Annotated in this window: 17 protein-coding genes; 7 read left to right on the forward strand and 10 right to left on the reverse strand. The window is 71.0% G+C overall.

The window, feature by feature from the left end; translation table 11 throughout:
* Nucleotides 1–24: 24 nt before the first annotated feature.
* Both hslU and hslV read right to left on the reverse strand, forming a co-directional pair.
* On the reverse strand, nt 25–1,338 hold the full coding sequence (hslU, locus tag ACKUB9_RS24805) for an ATP-dependent protease ATPase subunit HslU (protein WP_407528123.1): 1,314 nt from the start codon (nt 1,336–1,338) through the stop codon (nt 25–27).
* Nucleotides 1,339–1,484: 146 nt separating this feature from the next.
* Nucleotides 1,485–2,015 (reverse strand): ATP-dependent protease subunit HslV, encoded by a 531-nt coding sequence (gene hslV / locus ACKUB9_RS24810; protein WP_407528228.1) that lies wholly within the window; start codon nt 2,013–2,015, stop codon nt 1,485–1,487.
* Between the two features lie 174 nt (nt 2,016–2,189).
* Between hslV and ACKUB9_RS24815 the strand changes: the two genes are divergently transcribed.
* Together ACKUB9_RS24815 and ACKUB9_RS24820 are read left to right on the forward strand one after the other, a co-directional pair.
* Nucleotides 2,190–2,459, forward strand: coding sequence for a hypothetical protein (locus tag ACKUB9_RS24815; protein WP_407528126.1), 270 nt, complete (start codon nt 2,190–2,192; stop codon nt 2,457–2,459).
* A 3-nt stretch (nt 2,460–2,462) separates the two neighbouring features.
* Complete coding sequence (locus tag ACKUB9_RS24820) at nt 2,463–2,594, forward strand: hypothetical protein (protein ID WP_407528129.1); 132 nt, start codon at nt 2,463–2,465, stop codon at nt 2,592–2,594.
* 22 nt (nt 2,595–2,616) lie between these two features.
* Here the strand turns inward: ACKUB9_RS24820 and ACKUB9_RS24825 are convergent, their stop codons facing one another.
* The 3 genes from ACKUB9_RS24825 to ACKUB9_RS24835 are packed head-to-tail and all read right to left on the reverse strand — an operon-like array spanning nt 2,617 to nt 6,676.
* Nucleotides 2,617–3,717: a Fic family protein gene (locus tag ACKUB9_RS24825; RefSeq protein ID WP_407528131.1), complete on the reverse strand. Its 1,101-nt coding sequence runs from the start codon at nt 3,715–3,717 to the stop codon at nt 2,617–2,619.
* Between the two features lie 55 nt (nt 3,718–3,772).
* On the reverse strand, nt 3,773–4,879 hold the full coding sequence (locus tag ACKUB9_RS24830) for an ATP-dependent DNA helicase (protein ID WP_407528133.1): 1,107 nt from the start codon (nt 4,877–4,879) through the stop codon (nt 3,773–3,775).
* Nucleotides 4,880–4,882: 3 nt separating this feature from the next.
* Nucleotides 4,883–6,676, reverse strand: coding sequence for a cation:proton antiporter domain-containing protein (locus ACKUB9_RS24835; RefSeq protein ID WP_407528136.1), 1,794 nt, complete (start codon nt 6,674–6,676; stop codon nt 4,883–4,885).
* A 273-nt stretch (nt 6,677–6,949) separates the two neighbouring features.
* Between ACKUB9_RS24835 and ACKUB9_RS24840 the strand changes: the two genes are divergently transcribed.
* Entirely contained in the window at nt 6,950–7,966 is a 1,017-nt protein-coding gene (locus ACKUB9_RS24840; RefSeq protein WP_407528138.1) for a glycosyltransferase family 61 protein, read from the forward strand.
* Between the two features lie 37 nt (nt 7,967–8,003).
* Here the strand turns inward: ACKUB9_RS24840 and ACKUB9_RS24845 are convergent, their stop codons facing one another.
* The 3 genes from ACKUB9_RS24845 to tyrS form a co-directional block, all read right to left on the reverse strand.
* The gene (locus ACKUB9_RS24845; protein WP_407528141.1) at nt 8,004–11,165 is read right to left on the reverse strand and encodes an efflux RND transporter permease subunit; all 3,162 of its coding nucleotides are present in this window, start codon (nt 11,163–11,165) and stop codon (nt 8,004–8,006) included.
* Nucleotides 11,166–11,265: 100 nt separating this feature from the next.
* Nucleotides 11,266–12,516 carry an efflux RND transporter periplasmic adaptor subunit gene (locus ACKUB9_RS24850; protein ID WP_407528144.1) on the reverse strand — a complete coding sequence of 417 codons (1,251 nt, stop codon included), beginning with the start codon at nt 12,514–12,516 and terminating at the stop codon, nt 11,266–11,268.
* Between the two features lie 329 nt (nt 12,517–12,845).
* Entirely contained in the window at nt 12,846–14,120 is a 1,275-nt protein-coding gene (tyrS, locus tag ACKUB9_RS24855) for a tyrosine--tRNA ligase (RefSeq protein WP_407528147.1), read from the reverse strand.
* Nucleotides 14,121–14,243: 123 nt separating this feature from the next.
* Here tyrS and ACKUB9_RS24860 point away from each other — a divergent pair, with 123 nt between their 5' ends.
* Complete coding sequence (locus ACKUB9_RS24860; RefSeq protein WP_407528150.1) at nt 14,244–15,371, forward strand: anhydro-N-acetylmuramic acid kinase; 1,128 nt, start codon at nt 14,244–14,246, stop codon at nt 15,369–15,371.
* Between the two features lie 4 nt (nt 15,372–15,375).
* Complete coding sequence (locus ACKUB9_RS24865) at nt 15,376–15,981, forward strand: DUF3578 domain-containing protein (RefSeq protein WP_407528153.1); 606 nt, start codon at nt 15,376–15,378, stop codon at nt 15,979–15,981.
* Between the two features lie 185 nt (nt 15,982–16,166).
* Here ACKUB9_RS24865 and ACKUB9_RS24870 read toward each other — a convergent pair whose 3' ends face one another.
* Nucleotides 16,167–16,412, reverse strand: a complete 246-nt coding sequence (locus ACKUB9_RS24870; RefSeq protein ID WP_407528156.1) for a hypothetical protein — start codon at nt 16,410–16,412, stop codon at nt 16,167–16,169.
* A 494-nt stretch (nt 16,413–16,906) separates the two neighbouring features.
* On the opposite strand from ACKUB9_RS24870, the gene ACKUB9_RS24875 reads away from it, so the two are divergent.
* Nucleotides 16,907–17,098, forward strand: coding sequence for a hypothetical protein (locus ACKUB9_RS24875; RefSeq protein ID WP_407528159.1), 192 nt, complete (start codon nt 16,907–16,909; stop codon nt 17,096–17,098).
* Between the two features lie 12 nt (nt 17,099–17,110).
* On the opposite strand, the gene ACKUB9_RS24880 is transcribed toward ACKUB9_RS24875, so the two are convergent.
* On the reverse strand, nt 17,111–17,377 hold the full coding sequence (locus ACKUB9_RS24880) for a hypothetical protein (RefSeq protein ID WP_407528161.1): 267 nt from the start codon (nt 17,375–17,377) through the stop codon (nt 17,111–17,113).
* Between the two features lie 167 nt (nt 17,378–17,544).
* Here ACKUB9_RS24880 and ACKUB9_RS24885 point away from each other — a divergent pair, with 167 nt between their 5' ends.
* Entirely contained in the window at nt 17,545–18,120 is a 576-nt protein-coding gene (locus ACKUB9_RS24885; RefSeq protein WP_407528163.1) for a phospholipase A2 family protein, read from the forward strand.

An 18,120-nucleotide genomic window follows, 5' to 3' on the forward strand; every position in this document is an offset into this window, starting at 1 on the left:
GCCGGCAGGGCTGCCGGATGCCCGTCAGAGGATGAAGCGGCTGAGATCCGCGTTCTGCGCGAGGCTCTCGACGCGCGCCTTCACGTAGGCGGCGTCGATCGTCACGCTCTCGCCCGAGCGGTCGGGCGCCGTGAACGAGATCTCGTCGAGCACCCGCTCCAGCACCGTCTGCAGGCGCCGCGCGCCGATGTTTTCCACCGAGCCGTTCACCTCGACGGCGACGCGCGCCAGCGCGTCCACGGCGTCGTCCGTGAACGACACGCTCACGCCCTCGGTGTCCATCAGGGCCACCGCCTGCTTGAGCAGGCTCGCCTCGGTCTCGGTGAGGATGCGGCGGAAATCGTCCACCGTGAGGGGGCTCAGCTCGACGCGGATCGGCAGGCGGCCCTGCAGCTCGGGCAGGAGGTCGGAGGGCTTCGAGACGTGGAAGGCGCCGCTGGCGATGAACAGGATGTGGTCGGTCTTCACCGGCCCGTGCTTCGTCGCGACGGTGGTGCCCTCGATCAGCGGCAGGAGGTCGCGCTGCACGCCCTCGCGCGAGACGTCGGCGCCGCCGCGCCCCTCGCGGGCGCAGATCTTGTCGATCTCGTCGAGGAAGACGATGCCGTTGTCCTGCACCTCGCGGATCGCCTCCTGGACGATGCTGTCTTGGTCGAGGAGCTTGTCGGATTCCTCGGCGAGCAGCGGCGCGTGGGCATCCCGCACGGTGATGCGGCGCGGCTTGCCGCGCTGGCCGCCGAGCGCCTTGCCGAGCATGTCGCCGAGGTTGATCGCCCCCATGGCGGCGCCCGGCATGCCCGGGATCTCGAACATCGGCAGGCCCGCGGGCGCGCCGCCGGTGAGTTCGAGTTCGACCTCCTTGTCGTCGAGTTCGCCCGCGCGCAGGCGCCGCCGGAAGCTGTCGCGGGTGGCCGGGCTCGCCGTGGGGCCGACCAGGGCGTCGAGGATGCGCCCCTCGGCGGCCGCCTCGGCCTTGGCCGCGATGCCGCGGCGCTTCTCCTCGCGCTTGAGGCCGATGCCGACTTCCACGAGGTCGCGCACGATCTGCTCGACGTCGCGCCCGACATAGCCCACCTCGGTGAACTTCGTCGCCTCGACCTTCAGGAAGGGCGCGTTGGCCAGCCGCGCGAGGCGGCGCGAGATCTCGGTCTTGCCGCAGCCGGTCGGCCCGATCATCAGGATGTTCTTCGGCGCCACCTCCTCGCGCAGGGGGCCGGTGAGCTGCTGGCGCCGCCAGCGGTTGCGCAGCGCGATCGCGACCGCGCGCTTGGCGTCCGCCTGACCGACGATGTAGCGGTCGAGTTCGGAAACGATTTCGCGGGGAGAGAAGGTCGTCATCTGGGGTCCGAAAAGGCCGTCCGAGCCGCGCTCGGAGGGGATGGAAGGATGGGGCGGCTCCCGGCATCATCCGCCGCGGCGATCGCCGGCTCGGCGGCGATGATGCAGGAACGAGGGCCTGGCGGGATCGCCGGCGGCGGCTCCGCTCAGGCCGCCTCCAGGCTCTCGATCACGAGGTTGCCGTTGGTGTAGACGCAGATCTCCGCCGCGATGCCGAGCGCGCGGCGCACGATCGTCTCGGCGTCGAGGTCCTGGTCCTCCAGGGCGCGCGCCGCCGCGAGAGCGTAGTTCCCCCCCGAGCCGATCGCCATGACGCCGCCCTCCGGCTCCAGCACGTCGCCGGCGCCCGACAGGAGCAGGCTCACCTCCCGGTCGGCCACCAGCATCATGGCCTCCAGCCGGCGCAGGTAGCGATCGGTGCGCCAATCCTTGGTGAGTTCGACGCAGGCGCGGGTGAGCTGCCCGGGATATTGCTCGAGCTTGGCCTCCAGGCGCTCGAACAGCGTGAAGGCATCGGCGGTCGCGCCCGCGAAGCCGCCCAGAACCGTCCCCTTGGACAGGCGCCGGACCTTGCGGGCGTTGCCCTTGACGATAGTCTGCCCAAGGCTGACCTGACCGTCGCCGCCGATGACCACGCGCCCGCCCTTGCGCACCATCAGGATCGTGGTCGCGTGCATGCGGGGGGCGGCCCCCGCCTCGTCGTTCGCCAAGGATGTCTCCCGTGCGGCTGCCTCACGGCGTAGGTGGGGGCTGCGGTGGCGTTCGTCCACCTCGGAGCAGGGATCCGCGTCGCGCGAGCGGAAGGAGGCGCACTCCCGATCGACTTGACCTAATGTCATCATTGCTGGCCCATGGTCCGGTCCGCTCTGCCCACCCTCCACCCTGCCGTGCCGACCGGTGATCTGAAGCATCGCGCCAAACGCTTCAACGAAGGGGTGAAGCTGTTCGCCGCATTGCTCAATGCGCTGTCCATCGGCGTGTTCGGGGCGGCCTTCGTCGTCCCGGTCGCCCGGCGACGCTACGACGTCTTCGCCGAGGGCGGCTGGCTTCTTCTCCTTGGCGGAGTATGCCTACATGGCATAGGGCAGATCGTCCTGAGATTCTTCCGCGCCGAGGAGTGAGCCGTGTCGATCGCCCTGCAGATCGTCGGTGTCGCACTGGTCCTGGCGGTGGGAGGCCTGCTGGCGCTCAAGGTCGCCGCCGAGGTCTACGACCGGAATACCCGGGAGATCAAGAAGCGTCAGCGCGGCGAGTGATTCGAAGACGAATCGCAGGGCGTCACGGCGCCAGCCGGTAATGCGTGCTGCGGCCGCCGGACACCCGGACCAGGACGCCCCGGCCGACGAGATCGTCGACATCGCGCAGCGCGGTATCCTGCGAACACTTGGCGATCTGCGCCCATTTCGACGTGGTGAGATGGCCGACGAAGCCGTCGAGGAGGCGGTTCAGCATCATCCGCTGGCGCGCATTGATCGGCTGCCCCGCGATGTCGAGCCAGAACCCGGCCTTGCGCAACACATGCTCCAGGGCCGCCTCGGCATCGGAGAGCGCGCCGTCGAGGGCGCTCAGGAACCAGGCGAGCCGCGGCGTGATGTCGAGATCGCCCTTCTGCGCCGCTTCGAGCGTCGCGTAATAGGCGTTCCGCTCCACGCGCAGACGCGCGGAGAACGAGTAGAAGCGCCGGCTCGTCTCCTCCGAGCGCGCGAACGCCATATCGGCGACGGCGCGCCCGATCCGTCCGTTGCCGTCGTCGAAGGGATGGATGGTCACGAACCAGATGTGGGCGACCACCGCCTTCAGCACCGGGTCGATGCGGAGGGTCGGATCCTCGAACCAGCGCAGGAACCGGTCCATCTCGGAGGGGACGCGGGAGGCGGGCGGTGCCTGAAAGTGGATCCGCTCGCGGCCGAGCGCGCCCGACACGACCTGCATCGGGCCGTGCGCGTCCGTGCGCCAGCCACCGACAACGATCGGCGGTCGGCGGTCGGCGCCATCTGGAAACAGGCTCGCGTGCCAGCCGAACAGCCGCTCGGCCGTCAGCGGCCGGTCGTTGGCGCCGGTCGCGTCGAGCAGCATGGAGACGACGCCCTCCACGTGACGGTCGGCCGGGACGAGACCGGCGGCGTCGATGCCGAGCCGGCGAGCGAGGGACGAGCGCACCTGCGCCCCGTCGAGCACTTCGCCCTCGATCTCGCTGGTCTTGAGGGCGTCCTGCGTCAGGGTCTGCAGCATCGCCTCATCGCGCAGCGGGAAGCCGAGCGCCTCCATCCGGCCGAGGAGGCGACCCTGGTGATGGCGCACCGCCGCGAGCTGGACGGCCAGCGCGCCCTCGTCCCAGCGAAAGGCCGGCCAGTCGGGCCGGTCGTAGATGTACGCCATAAAGACCGCATAACATGCGGAGATTGGCGCCCGCAATCGCCGCAGGATCTGCGGGCTACACCACCACGGTGATCGCCTGCGCGGCCCGGGTCAGGCCGGTGTAGAGCCAGCGCCGGGCGTGCTCGCGGAAGGCGTAGGCCTCGTCGAAGAGCACGACGCGGTCCCATTGCGACCCTTGCGCCTTGTGCACGGTCAGCGCGTAGCCGTAGGTGAACTCGTCGGTCTCGCGCTTGAGGATGGCGGGGATCACCTCGTCGCTGCCCTCGATCACCGCACGGAGCACCCGGATCTCCTGCGGCCGGCGGCGCAGCGAGGGGTCGTCCTCCGGCACCACGTCGAGGCGCACGAGGTCGGGCCGGGGCGCCGCTCGCAGGGCCTGGACGGTCCAGGTCGAGCCGTTGAGCAGGCCCTTGGTGCGGTCGTTGCGCAGGCAGACCAGTTTTTCGCCCACCGCCGGCATTGGGTCGTCGTAGCCCGTGAGGTCCCGGATGCGGCCGTTGTAGAGCCGCCGCGTGCGGTTGAGCCCGACCAGCACCTGATCGGCGGCCAGCACGGTCTCGGGCGAGATGGCGCGGCGCGTCAGCACCTCGCTCGCGCCGTAGCGGCCCGGCTCCAGCCGCCCGCCCTCGCGCACCTGAAAGGCGAGGCGCACGATCGGATCGTCGGCGGCCTGCCGGTGGATCTCGGTGAGCATCACGTCGGGCTCGGCCTCGGTGAAGAAGCCGCCGCCCCGCACGGGCGGCAGCTGCGCGGGGTCGCCCAGCACCAGCACCGGCTTGCCGAAGGACAGGAGGTCGTTGCCGAGATCCGCATCCACCATCGAGCACTCGTCGATGACGACGAGGGCCGCCTTCGAGACCGCGCCCGAGCGGTTGAGGGTGAAGGCGGGCCCGCCCTCCTTGTCCTCGCGGGTGCGGTAGATCAGGCTGTGGATCGTCGCGGCGTCGGGGCAGCCGCGCTGGCGCATCACCGCGGCGGCCTTGCCCGTGTAGGCCGCGAACAGCACGCCGCCCTCCACGTCCTCGGCGATGTGCCGGGCGAGCGTGGTCTTGCCGGTGCCCGCGAAGCCGAACAGCCGGAAGACCTGCGGCTCGCCGGCCCGCAGCCAGGCCGAGACCGCGCGCAGGGCCGCCTCCTGCTGGGGACCGAAGCGGGGCGCCACGCCTCAGCCGGCCTTGCCGACGGTGCGCCGGGCCTGGAACTCGGCGGCGGGCGGCTCCTCCTTGCGCTTGAGGAGGGCGCGGAACTCGTCGCGGCGCTCGTGGATCGAGGCGATGACGAGGCCCATCGGCACGCCGACATCGACCAGCACCGCCTCGGAGAGCTGGAGCGAGGCCTCGATCGTCTCCGGCACGGCGTCGTCCACGCCCATGTCGTAGAGCGCCGTGGCGTGGCGGGCATCGCGGGCGCGGGCCACGATGGTGAGGTCGGGCCGCTCGGCCCGGCCGGCCGCCACCACCGCCTCCACGAGGCGCGGCGTGTCGAGGGTGACGACGAGCGCGCGCGCGGTGGCGATGCCGCAGCGGCGCAGCAGCTCGGTGTTGGCCGAATCGCCGAAATAGACCGGCCGGCCCTGCCGCCGCTGGTCGGCGACGCGGGCCGCATCCATGTCGAGAGCGATGTACGGAACCTTGTGCCGGTCGAGCATCTCGCCGACGAGGCGGCCGACGCGGCCGTAGCCCGCGATGATCACCCGGCCCCGCGCCGTCTCGGGCAGCGGCTCGGCGGCGCTCTGCTGCGCGCCCGCCGTGCGGTCGAACCGGCGCCCCAGGCGGCGGGCCAGGCCCGCGAGGCCCGGGATCATCACCATCGTCACGGTGGTGACGATGAGGGCGGCCTGCCCGAGATCCTCCGGCACCAGGGAGGCGGCGAGCGCGCTGCCGATCAGCACGAAGGCGAACTCGCCCCCCGCCCCGAGGAGGAGGGCCGCCTCCACGGCGACGGCGCGCGGCAGGCGCAGGGCCGCCGCGACCGCCAGGATCACCCCGCCCTTGAGGGCGATCACCGCGAGCGCGAGGCCGAGGATCGTCGCGGGCGTGCTGAGGAGCTGCGCCGGGTCGAGGTTCATGCCCACCGAGACGAAGAACACGCCGAGCAGCAGGCCCTTGAACGGATCGATGGTCGCCTCGATCGCCCGGCGGTACTCGGTCTCGGCGAGCAGCAGCCCGGCCACGAAGGCGCCGAGCGTCATCGACAGGCCGCTCGCCGCCGCCACGAGCGCGGTCGCCACGATGACGAGGAGGCAGGCGGCCATGAACAGCTCGGGGCTGCGCGTGCGCGCGACGAGCTGAAACAGCGGGCGCAGGCCGAGCCGCCCCGCCACCACGATGATCGCGACGGCGACCGCCGCCTGGCCCAGCGCGAGCGCGAGCCCGCCCACCGCGTCGCCGTCCTTGCGCCCGAGCACCGCGATGGCGAACAGGACCGGTGCCACCGCGAGGTCTTGGAACAGCAGGACCGCGAAGCTCGCGCGGCCGGCCGGCGTGTTGAGGCGTTTTTGCTCGGCGAGTACCGGGATCACGATCGCCGTCGAGGAGAGCGCCAGCGCGAGGCCGACCAGCGCAGCGGCGAGCGGCGCCACCCCGAGGAGGAGCAGGACGCCGCCCAGCACCGCCCCCGAGACCAGCACCTGCAGCGAGCCGAGACCGAAGACCAGCCGGCGCAGGATGCGCAGCCGTTCCCACGACAGCTCCACCCCGATCATGAACATCAGGAAGATCACCCCGAGTTCCGCCAGATGCGCGATCTCGGTGCGGCTGCCGATGGTGACGTTGGCGAGCCAGGGGAAGCTGTCGGTGAGCCGCCCGAGCCCGGAGGGGCCGAGCAGTGCACCCGCCCCGATGAAGCCGAGCACCGGGCTGATCCTGAGGCGAAGGAACAGCGGCACCACGACACCGGCCGTGGCCAGGAACAGGATGGCCTCCTTGTAGGAAGCTCCGGAGGCGACGGGATCGGTCATCGGCGGTGCGGCGGATCTCTCGGGCGGGGACGCGGTGGCGCCATCATGGGGAGGCGCCCGCGCGGGGAGCAAGCGGAAAGGGCGGCAGGGATGCCGATTCGCGACGGTTCACGGCCGCGCCGAAACTGTGGCAAGGGTGCGGGTGGGACTGGTCTCGGCGGCCGCGGGGCGGGAGGGATGATGGCGAGCCGGCTTCGACGCTGCCGGGAGCTATGGGGGGATTGCGTCCTCAGCGAGGCCCCACCGCGCCTGCTGAGCGTCGCGGACGCCGCGGTGCTGGCGCGTCCCGACGGCGGGTTCGGGCTCTACGCGGGTAGTAAGCGGATCGACGGGCCGGAGGAGACCGCCCCCGACGGCCTGCCGCACGAGGCGGCGTCGGACGCCACCCACCTGTTCGTGGATCCGATCGCCCCCCATTACGGCCACTTCGTCACCGACACCCTCGCCCGCCTGTGGCCGCTCGCAACCTGGGAAGGCCCGCGGCCAAAACTCCTCTCCTTGGCGCCCTGGCCGGCGGCCGGCGGGGAGGCGGCCGCCGCGATCCTCGGCCGGCTCGGCCTCACGCCCGCCGACCTCGTGGTGGCGGACCGCCCCCTGCGAATCCCGCACCTCGTCGTGCCCGACCCGGCCTTCCGCGAGCGCAGCCTCGTGCACCGGGCCTTCGGCGAGCTCTGCCGCGCGATCGGGCAGGGCCTGTGGCGGGAGGACGAGGTCGATGCGGTCGCGCGGCCGGTCTACCTGTCGAAGTCCCGGCTCGCGGCCGGCATCTCCCGCATCGCCAACGAGGAGGCGATCGTCGCGGAACTCGACCGGCTCGGGGTGGAGATCGTGTTTCCCGAGACGCTGCCCTTCGGCGAGCAGGTGCGGCTCTTCTCCACGCGCCGCGTGGTGATGGGCTCGACCGGCTCCGCCTTCCACACCGCGGCCTTCGCGGCGCCGGGGCGGCGCATCCTCGGCCTCAACTGGATGCGCCGGGTGCACGCGAATTTCGCGCTCCTCGACGGGATCGGCGGGCACAGCGCGCGCTACTACTTCCCGCTCGGCACCCGCTACGCGCAGGCGGAGGCCTTTCACTTCGGCTGGACCGTGCGCGACCCGCGCGGCGTCGCCGCCGAGCTGGTGGAGCGCGCCCAGGCGTTCGACACCCTGGACGCCCGCGACGCCGCCGAGGAGGCGGCGGCAGCGGCGGCGGAACGCTCCGCGCTCGGCCGGGCGAGGAGCTTCGCGGCCGGGCTGCGCGGCCGGATCTCGCGCCACCTGCGGGCTGCGGCCCGCCGACCGGCGGAGTGAGGCGGCGGCCGGACGATCGGTTCGATCGCCCGACAGCTCAGACCGCGGCCGGAACCGGCCTCTCCGCCTCTGCGACCGTGCCGGGTGCCGGCTTGCGGCGCGAGAAGGTCAGGATCAGCACCGGCAGGATCACGAGGATCAGCACGGGGGCGAGTGCCATCCCGCCCACTACCACGAGGGCGAGGGGCTTCTGCACCTGCGAGCCGACCCCGGTGGAGAAGGCCGCCGGCAGGAGGCCGACGCCGGCCACCACGCAGGTCATCACCACGGGGCGCATCTGCGTGTAGCAGGTGCGCAGCATCGCGGTGGTGCGCTCGTAGCCGGCGGCGATGAGGCCGTTGTAGTGCGTGATGACGATGATCCCGTCCATCACCGCGATGCCGAGGAGCGCGATGAACCCGATCGCCGCCGAGACGCTGAAGGGCGTGTCCGTGAGGGCCAGCGCGAAGACGCCGCCGGCCAGCGCGAGCGGGATCACGCTGAGCGCGAGCAGCGTGTCCGTCACCGAGGCGAAGTTCACGTAGAGGAGCAGCGCGATCAGCGCCACCGCGAGCGGCACCGTCACCGAGAGGCGGGCGAGCGCGCTCTGCAGGTTGTTGAACTCGCCGACCAGCTCCAGCCGGTAGCCGGGCGGCAGCTTGACCTCCTGCTCGACCCGCTCGCGCGCCTCGATGATGGTGCTGCCGAGATCGCGCTCCCGCACGCTGAACTTCACCGGCAGGTAGCGCTCCTGCGCCTCGCGGTAGATGTAGGCCGGCCCCGAGATCAGCCGCACCTTGGCCACCTCCTGGAGCGGCAGCTGCACGGAGGAGCCGCCGGCGCTGCGGCCGACGATGCGCAAGGTGCTGATCGCCTCCATGCTCTGCCGGAACGGGGCGGCGAGGCGCACGATCATCGGGTAGTGGCGGTCGCTGCTGGGCTCGTAGAGGTCGCCCGAGGCGTCGCCGCCGATCGCGGTGCGCAGGGTGGTGTTGATGTCGCCGGGGGTGAGCCCGTACCGGGCGGCACGCGTGCGGTCGACGTCGATCTGGATCGTCGGCTGGCCCAGCGAGGTGAACACTCCGAGGTCCGTGACGCCGGGCACGGTGGCGAGTACCGATTTCACCTTCGCGGCCAGATCGGTGAGCGTCTGCAGGTCGGGGCCGAAGATCTTGAACGAATTCTCGCCCTTGATTCCCGACACAGCCTCCGCGACGTTGTCCTGAAGGTATTGCGAGAGGTTGAACTCGACGCCCGGGAACTCGGCCTGAAGTTTTTCGAAGAGCTGGGCGACCAGCATCTCCTTGGTCACCCCCTTGCGCCATTGGTCGGTGGGCTTGAGGGGCGCGAAGAACTCGCCGTTGAAGAAACCGGCCACGTCGGTGCCGTCGTCGGGCCGGCCGTGCTGGGAGACGACGCGCTCCACCTCCGGCACGGCGGCGATGATCCGGCGCATCCGGTTGACGTAGTCGTTGCCCTCTTCGAGCGAGATGGTCGCCGGCATCGTGCCGCGGATCCAGAGGTTGCCTTCTTCGAGCTTGGGCAGGAATTCGAGGCCGAGGCTGCGCACCGTGAGGCCGATGCCGACGAGCAGCACGGCCGTGCAGGCGAGTGTCAGGACGCGGTTGCCCACCGCCGCGCGGACGGCCGGCCGGTAGAGCCGGTCGAGCACCCGCACCAGAACGGTCTCGACCTCCTTCACGTGGCTCGGCAGCAGGATCGCCGAGAGCACCGGCGTCACCGTGAAGGTGGCGATCAGGCCGCCCAGCAGCGCGTAGGCGTAGGTCTGCGCCATCGGCCCGAAGATGTAGGCCTCGACGCCCGTGAGCGTGAAGAGCGGCAGGAAGCCCGTGACGATGATCGCGGCGGCGAACAGGATCGATCGCCCGACATCGGAGGCGGCGAACGAGATCTTGCGCAGCTTGGCCTCGGCGGCGGAGGCCCGGGCCGGCGAGCCGCCCGGCACCGCGCCGTGACCCGACAGGTAGCGGAAGATGCTCTCCACCATGATGACCGTGCCGTCCACGATCAGCCCGAAATCGAGGGCGCCGACCGAGAGCAGGTTGGCCGATTCCCCGCGCGCGACGAGGATCACCACGGCGAAGAACAGCGCGAACGGGATCGTCGCCACGACGATGAGGGCGCTGCGCAGGTTGCCGAGGAAGAGCCACTGCACGATCAGGATCAGGATGATGCCGACCCCCATGTTGTGCAGCACGGTGTGGGTCGTGACCTCGATCAGGTCCGAGCGGTCGTAGATGCGCTCGATGCGCACGCCCGGCGGCAGGAGGCCGGAGGCCTCGATGCGCGCGACCTCGGCCTTCACCGCGTCGATCGAGGGCGTGCTCTTCTCGCCGCGGCGCATCAGCACGATGCCCTGCACGATGTCGTCGTCGTCGTTCATGCCGGCGATGCCGAGCCGCGGCTGGTGGCCGACCGAGACGGTGGCGACGTCCCCGATCAGCACCGGCGCCCCGCCCACCTGGCTGATCACCGTGGCGCGGATGTCGTCCATCGAGCGGATCAGCCCGACGCCGCGCACCACCGCCGATTGGCTGCCGATGCTGATGCGGTTGCCGCCGACGTTCAGGTTGCTGTCGTTCAGGGTCTGGACGATCTGCGGCAGGGTGACCCCCGAGGCGTTCAGCCGGTCGAGATCGACCGCGACGTCGTAGGTCTTGGTCTTGCCGCCCCAGCCGATCACGTCGATGACGCCCGGCACCGCCCGGAAGCGCCGCCGCAGCACCCAGTCCTGCAGCGTCTTGAGATCGAGCACGCTGTAGCCGGGCGGCGCCCGGAGCCGATAGCGGAAGATCTCGCCGATCGGGCTCACCGGGGAGATCGTCGGCTTGGCGCTGTTGGGCAGGCCGTCGAGCTGGGCCAGCCGGTTGAGCACCTGCTGCTCCGCCTCCTGATAGGTGAACTCGAAGCCGAACTGCAGCTTCACGTCCGAGAGGCCGTAGAGCGAGCTGGAGCGCACCTGCTTGAGGTTGGGCAGCCCCGAGGTGATGATCTCGATCGGGATGGTGATGTAGCGCTCCACCTCCTCCGCCGAGAGGCCGGGCACCTGGGTGATCACGTCGACCATCGGCGGCGTCGGGTCGGGATAGGCCTCGATGTTGAGCGAGCGGAAGGCGATGGCCCCCGCCACGATCAGCACGACGAAGCCCAGCATGACGAGCACGCGCTGGCGCAGGGCGAGACCGACGAGTCCTCTCATGGGATCCTGCTAGCTGGGGTCCTGCTCTTCGTCTCCGGGCGGGCATCCGGAGCCGCGCCGGAAACGGCCGGTCCGGGGGCGCCGTCCCGCACCACCGCCGTCACTCCTGTGCGGCGATGCGGTCGACGAAGAGGGAGCCTCTGGTGATGACCCGCTCGCCTTCGCTGAGCCCGTCGAGCACCTCGACGTTCCCGCCGCTCACGATCCCCGGCCGGATCGACCGGTTCTCGACCGTGTTGTCGCCGCGCAGGACCCACACGCTCGCCCGGTCGCCCTCGTAAATGACCGCCGGGCGGGGCACCGAGAGCGACAGGGTCTCGTGCTCGTTGATGATGCGCACGCTGGCATACATCTCGGGCTTCAGGAGGCGCTGCGGGTTGTCGACCTCCGCCCGCACGGTGATACGCCGGGTCGCCGGATCGACCGACGAGCCGATGAAGTTCACCCGCGCCTCGAAGGTCCTGTCCGGGTGGGCGAGCACCCGGAAGCGCACGAGTTCGCCGAGATCGACCTTGGCCGCATCCGGCTCGCGCAATTGGGCCACCAGCCACACCTTCGAGAGATCGCCGATGACGTAGGACGGATCGGAGCCGCCCGTGGTCACGTACTGCCCGGGTCCGATCTTGCGCTGGATGATCGTCCCGCTCAGCGGCGCGTTGATGGTCGTCTCGGGATTGATGACGCCCTTCTGCAGCAGGGCGTTCATGTCCGTGTCCCGCAAGCCCAGGATGCGCAGCCGGTTGCGCACCGCCTCGACGCCGACCTCCGCGGTCTTCATGTCGTTCGTCGCGTTCGAGAGGTCGTTCTGCGCGGTCTGAAGATCACGCAGCGTCGTGGCGCGCGTCTCGAACAGGTCGCGCTGGCGCTTCTCGGCCGCCGTCGCGTAGTTGAGCTGTGCCCGGCTCTTGTTGAGGACGTTGATGGCGGCCAGATAGTCGTTCTGGGCCTGCACCATCTCGTTGGCCTGCAGCGAGAACAGGCGCTGTCCCTGTTCGACGCGCTCGCCGGTGCGGGCGAAGATCTGGATGACCCGGCCCGGATAGGGCGAGAAGACCGGCGTCGCCCGATATTCATCGACGCTGATCTTACCCTCGGTCGCGAGTTCTTCGTAGAACTGGCGCTGGACGACCGCCTCCGTCCCGAGCGTCGCGAGCTGCGCCTCGGTGAGGGTGAATCCGGTGCTCCGCGGCTGGACGAAGGCCGTGCCGACGGCCGCCGCCGGCGCGGCCTGCGGGGCGCGGCCGAAATACCAGAACGCCCCGGCCCCGCCGGTCGCGAGGCCGGCGACGATCAGAAGCTGCACCCAGGGCCTCATCGACAGCGGCCTGAGATCCTTGTCGGCTACGTCCATGAAGCGTGACCTGAGAGACGCCGTCGAGCCACCGGTCGTTCCGTAGAGGCGGGTCGTACGGACCGAGGTGGGGCGCCGGGCGGATACGCGGGTTTTGCGACGCGGATGTGTCGATGCGCCCGGAGCGCGCCGCCGGTCAAGTGCTCGTGCGGCTTAGTCCTCAAGCAGTCCCTTCGCTCCACCACCGACCTGACGCAATGCCGCACGGTGGGACTGGACTGCATCCGACCATGGCACGACACGGGCCACGACAGCGTGAGAGCGGGGAGGGCGGGTGCGGAGATTTCAGGGAGCCTCCCGAACCGGCACCCACGTCGGCACGGCGGGCTTCAGACCGGCCGCAGCAGCACGTGCTTCTTGCGCCCGAACGAGAGCTTGATCGCGCCCTCGCCCGTCACGTCGCCGGGGGTGAGCATAGCGCGCTCGTCCGTCACGGCGACGTCGTTGACCTTGAGGCCGCCGCTGCGCACCTGGCGGCGCGCCTCGCTGGTCGAGGGCAGGAGCCGGGCGTGCTCGGGGCCGAAGGCGGCCAGCACGCCGAGGCCGGAGGCCAGGAGCGCGGCCGGCACCTCGACGGTCGGCAGGGTCTCGGGTGCCGCGCCCTCCTCGAAGGTGCGCCGCGCCGTCTCGGCGGCGGCCTCAGCGGCCTCGCGGCCGTGCAGCAGCGCGGCGGCTTCGGTGGCGAGCACTTTCTTGGCCTCGTTGATCTCGGCGCCGCCGAGTGCTTCCAGGCGGGCGATCTCGGGCAGCGGCAGGAGGGTGAACAGCCGCAGGAAGCGGCCGACATCCGCATCCTCGGTGTTGCGCCAGAACTGCCAGTACTCCCAGGGCGACAGCAGGTCCGGGTTGAGCCACACGGCGCCCGAGGCCGTCTTGCCCATCTTGGCGCCCGAGGCGGTGGTCATCAGCGGGCAGGTCAGGGCGTGGAGCTGCGGGGTGCCGAGGCGCCGCCCGAGATCGATGCCGTTGACGATGTTGCCCCACTGGTCCGAGCCGCCCATCTGCAGCGTCACCCCGTAGCGCCGGTTCAGCTCCACGAAGTCGTAGGCCTGCAGGATCATGTAGTTGAATTCGAGAAAGGAGAGTTCCTGGTCGCGCTCCAGCCGCAGCCGCACGCTGTCCATCGCCAGCATGCGGTTGACCGAAAAATGACGGCCGATGTCGCGCAGCATCTCGATGTAGTTGAGCCGGGTCAGCCACTCGGCGTTGTCGGCCATCAGGGCGTCGGTCGCGGCGTCGCCGAAGCGCAGGAAGCGCGCGAAGGTCTTGCCGATCTCGGCCTTGTTCTCGTCGATCTGCTCCAGGGTGAGGATCTTGCGGCTCTCGTCGCGCCCCGACGGGTCGCCCACCCGCGTGGTGCCCCCGCCCATCAGGGCGACCGGCCGCCCGCCCGTCGCCTGCAGCCAGTGCAGCATCATGATCGAGAGCAGGTGCCCGATATGGAGCGAGGGCGCCGTGCAGTCGTAGCCGACATAGGCCGTGAGCCGGCCCTCGCGGGCCGCCGCGTCCACCCCCGCGAAATCGGAGCACTGGTGGACGTAGCCGCGCTCGAACAGCACGGCGAGGAAGTCGGAGCGGGGCACGAAGCTGTCGGGCGCGGCCATGGTTGCGGGTCTCGTGGCGGGCGGGCTGAGGCGGCGGGACGAAGCCGTCCTGCCATGCTAGGTCCGGGGGATACGCGCCGGCTCATAGCAGCGCGCGGCCGCGAACGCACGGGGGCGAGGCAGATGGGGCGGGTGATCGGCCTGATGAGCGGCACCTCCCTGGACGGGATCGACGTCGCGCTGATCGAGACGGACGGCGAGGCCGTGACGGCGACGCGCGGCCATAACGGCCATCTCGCCCCCCTGGGCCCCACCGGCTACCGCGCCTACGCGGAGGAGGAGCGGGCGCTGCTGCGCCGGGCGCTCGCCGATGCCCGGGCGGCCACCCGCCACACCGACCGGCCGGGCTGCCTCGCCGAGGCCGAGGACCTGATCACCCGCCGCCACGCGGAGGCCGTGGAGGCCTTCCTGGCCGCGAACGGCCTCGCCCCCTCGGACATCGACGCGGTGGGCTTCCACGGGCAGACCGCCGTGCACAAGCCCGGCCAGGGCCTCACCCTGCAGATCGGCGACGGGCAGGCGCTGGCGCGCCGCCTCGGTATCCCGGTGGTGGGCCAGTTGCGCCTCGCCGACGTGCGGGCGGGCGGAGAGGGGGCGCCGCTGGTGCCGGTCTTCCACCGGGCGCTCGCCGCGGCCGCGGGCCTCACGGACGGGCTCGGCATCCTCAACATCGGGGGCGTCGCCAACGTGACCCTGATCTCCGCGGGCGGAGACCTGCTCGCCTTCGACACCGGCCCCGGCAACGCTCTCCTCAACGACTGGATGAAGGAGCGGACCGGCGCCGAGTACGACGCGGACGGCGCCACCGCGGCCCGGGGGCGGCCGGACGCGGCCTTCCTGGGCTGGCTCCTCGACCACCCGTACTTCGCGCGCCGGCCGCCGAAATCCCTCGACCGGGACTGGTTCTCGCACAAGCTGGCGGGCTTCCTCTCCACCGAGGACGGGGCGGCGACCCTCACGGCCTTCACGGTCGAGGCGGTGGCGCGCGCGCTCGCCTTCGCGCCCGAGCCGCCGCGGCGCTGGATCGTGGCGGGCGGCGGCGCGAAGAACGCCGCCATGGTGGCCGGGCTCGCCCGGCGCCTGTCCGCCGAGATCACGGTCGCGGACGCGATCGGCTGGTCCTCCTCGCACCTCGAAGCGCAGGCCTTCGCGTATCTGGCGGCGCGCGCCCGGCGCGGGCTGCCGATCACCTTCCCGGGCACGACGGGCGTGCCCGCGCCGCTCACCGGGGGCGAGACGTTCCTTCCGTGAGCGCATGAGCCTCGGCCACGCCCTGGGGCGGATCGTGCGCGAGTATCCGCTCGCGCGCCTCGACCCGCTGCCCGGTCACCCGCTCGCCGACGTGATCCGGCGCGGCGCGGCCGACGAGGTGCGGGCCGCCCTGCCGGAGGCGGCGCGCGGCTTCCTCGTCAAGGGCAGCCCCGGTCGGGGGCGGCACTGGGCGGCAGTGCCGTGGATCGCGGTGTTCGACCCGGCCGTCACCACCAGCGCCACGCGCGGCATCTACCTGGTCTACCTGTTTCCCGCGCACCGGGAGGCGGTGCATCTCTCGCTCGCGCAGGGCACCGTCGCGGCCATCCGGGCGCACGGGCCGCGCGCCGAGGCAGCCTTGCGCAGCGGCGGCGCCCGGCTGCGGGCGCTGGTCGCGGGATCGGACCTGCCGGTGACCGAGATCACGCTCGGCAGCGAGGGCGGGCTGCCGCGGGGCTACGAGGCGGCCCATATCCGCGGGCTCACCTACGGGCTCGCCGACCTCGCGGACGAGGCGCGATTACGGGCCGATCTCGCGGCGGCGCTCGGCGCCTATCGCAGCCTCACGGCCCGGGTGGCGGGGGAGCGGCCGTCCTCGGCCGGACGCTGAGGGGGCCGGGCAGGGGGAATTCGCCGACGGGGTGCCTCAAGGCCACCTGGACTCTCAGAGCTGTGGTTCTTCGATCAACCGCTTCGGCCAGCCGTCCAGGTGCGGTTCAACGGCCGCGCCGGCGCAATCTGCCAGGGTCATGCGCCAATGCACGCCGGCGGTGCCAGCGTATTGTCGATTGTTCATCACTGCACGGCGTCGGGCAGGACATCGATTCCGGCCGCCACCGCGATGCCGCCGGTGATGGTCGCGAGTTCGTCGACAAGTTGTTCGGCCGGGATCGCCCGCGCCCAGCGCGACAAGCCGGCGGCCACCATCGCACGTCCGACTTCGAGGTCCGAGGCGCCGCCCTGCGTCAGACGATGCGCTGCAACATCCAGCGCACCAGCCAGGGCACGAACGATATCATCACGGTTCTGATGGTGCGACATGCCTGGCATCCCTTCTCGATTCGGCAGCAACTCTCAACAGAGACTTCTCATTCCCTTGAGTAAGACGCTCCCCCACCCGCCGCGTCATCGGAGCGACAAGCGATACACTTACATGAACGTAGCGGGATTTCCTAGTTCGGCAACCCTTCGCGGATTGGAAGAATGTTTCAAATGAAGGCGTCGATGTTGGACTAGGCAAGCTCGGTGCCAGATTTGATCTGATTTTTCAACGCCGTTCCTTGGGCCGGAGGACCTCTCGAAGGGGCTAAATACAACCAATAATTGTAATGCGATAGCCCCGGGGCGCACGCCCCTGTGCGGCGCAGCATCCCGGATTTCGATGGGCACGAGTGCGGGTTGTGCCTCGACCGGAACGCAAGTCAGGCATGCAGCCGCCCGTGGCACGCGGACCGCATGGTCCGCGTTCTCGACACACCGGTTCAGATACGGCCGTGCTCGGCCGCCTCGCGGCAGCCGGTCGGAGAACCTCGATCATGTCTCGGCTGCACCGAACCCTCGCGGCGGCGATCCTGCTCGCCGGCGCCACACCCGTCCCGTCCTGGTCCCAGGTCCGGGATTCCTGCCCGCCCGGTCTCAAATGGGTGGCCGGCGCCTGCGTGCGCAGCTGCCCGGGCGGATACGAGGACCAGGGCGACCGATGCGTCTACCGCAACATGTCGCGCTGAGGCGGGAGCCGCTCACGCGGCGTTGAGCCGGGCCTCGGGCTGGCTGAACGCGTGGAAGACGTAGAAGCCGAGATGCCGCGTCGCTTCCTCCGCCGCCTCCGGCCTGAACTCGACCGGCACGGCCGCCATGTCCTGCAGCGTGTGGCTGTAATCCCACCGCTCACCCTCGAGGAAGCCCGGCACCGGCCGGTCCTGCCGCACCGCGCAATAGAGCGCGGGCTTATCCCGATGGCGAAAGACGTTGTAAGTGCCCACGATCATCCGGCGCTGTCGAGCCATGATACCGCCTCACCTGTTACAGGCTTTGAAGCACAAGATTGACGTCTTGGAATTAACATAGGCGGATCGGTCGGCACGGCGACCGCTCGAAACGCACCGGAACGATCTGGCCAAGGTCGTGGTTCTTCGAGCCCGGCTCTCCGGAGCCGCCACAGGAGAGCCCTTGCGTGAAGAACCTCGTCCGTCTCGCCGTCCTCGCCGCCGTGCTGGCCGTCACCACCGCGGCGCCGGCCCAGCCCGTCCCGACCGCGCCGGCCGAGACCGAGGAGGCCGAGCCCGGCCCGCCGCCGCCGCTGCCGAACCTCACCGAGCCGAATGCCCGGTCGGCCGAGTCGCTGAACGAGCCCGGCCCCCGTTCCGCCATCCCGCGGGCGCTGCGCAGTTCGGGCTCACGCGCGGGCGGCCCGGCCAACGACCTCAATCCCGGCGGCCTGCCGGAGGAACCGACCGCGCCCCGGGGCGATCTCGCGGCCGTGCTGACGGGTCAGGACCTCTTTCACGGCCATTACTGCGGTGCCGGCCAGCGCGGCGAGGGCCTCGCGCCCACCGACGCCCTCGACGCCGCCTGCCAGCGCCACGATGCCTGTTTCGAGGCCGCGGGGCATCGCTCCTGCGCTTGCAACCTTTCGTTGCAAAGAGAGGCCACGTTCGTGTCGGAGCGGCCCGGCCTCGCCCTTGAGATCCGCCGCCGCGCCCTGAGCGTGGCCCAGGCCGCCGAGCTGATGGCCTGCCGCGCGCCCTGA

The organism is Methylobacterium oryzisoli, from assembly GCF_046557895.1.
GTDB classification, from domain to species: domain Bacteria; phylum Pseudomonadota; class Alphaproteobacteria; order Rhizobiales; family Beijerinckiaceae; genus Methylobacterium; species Methylobacterium oryzisoli.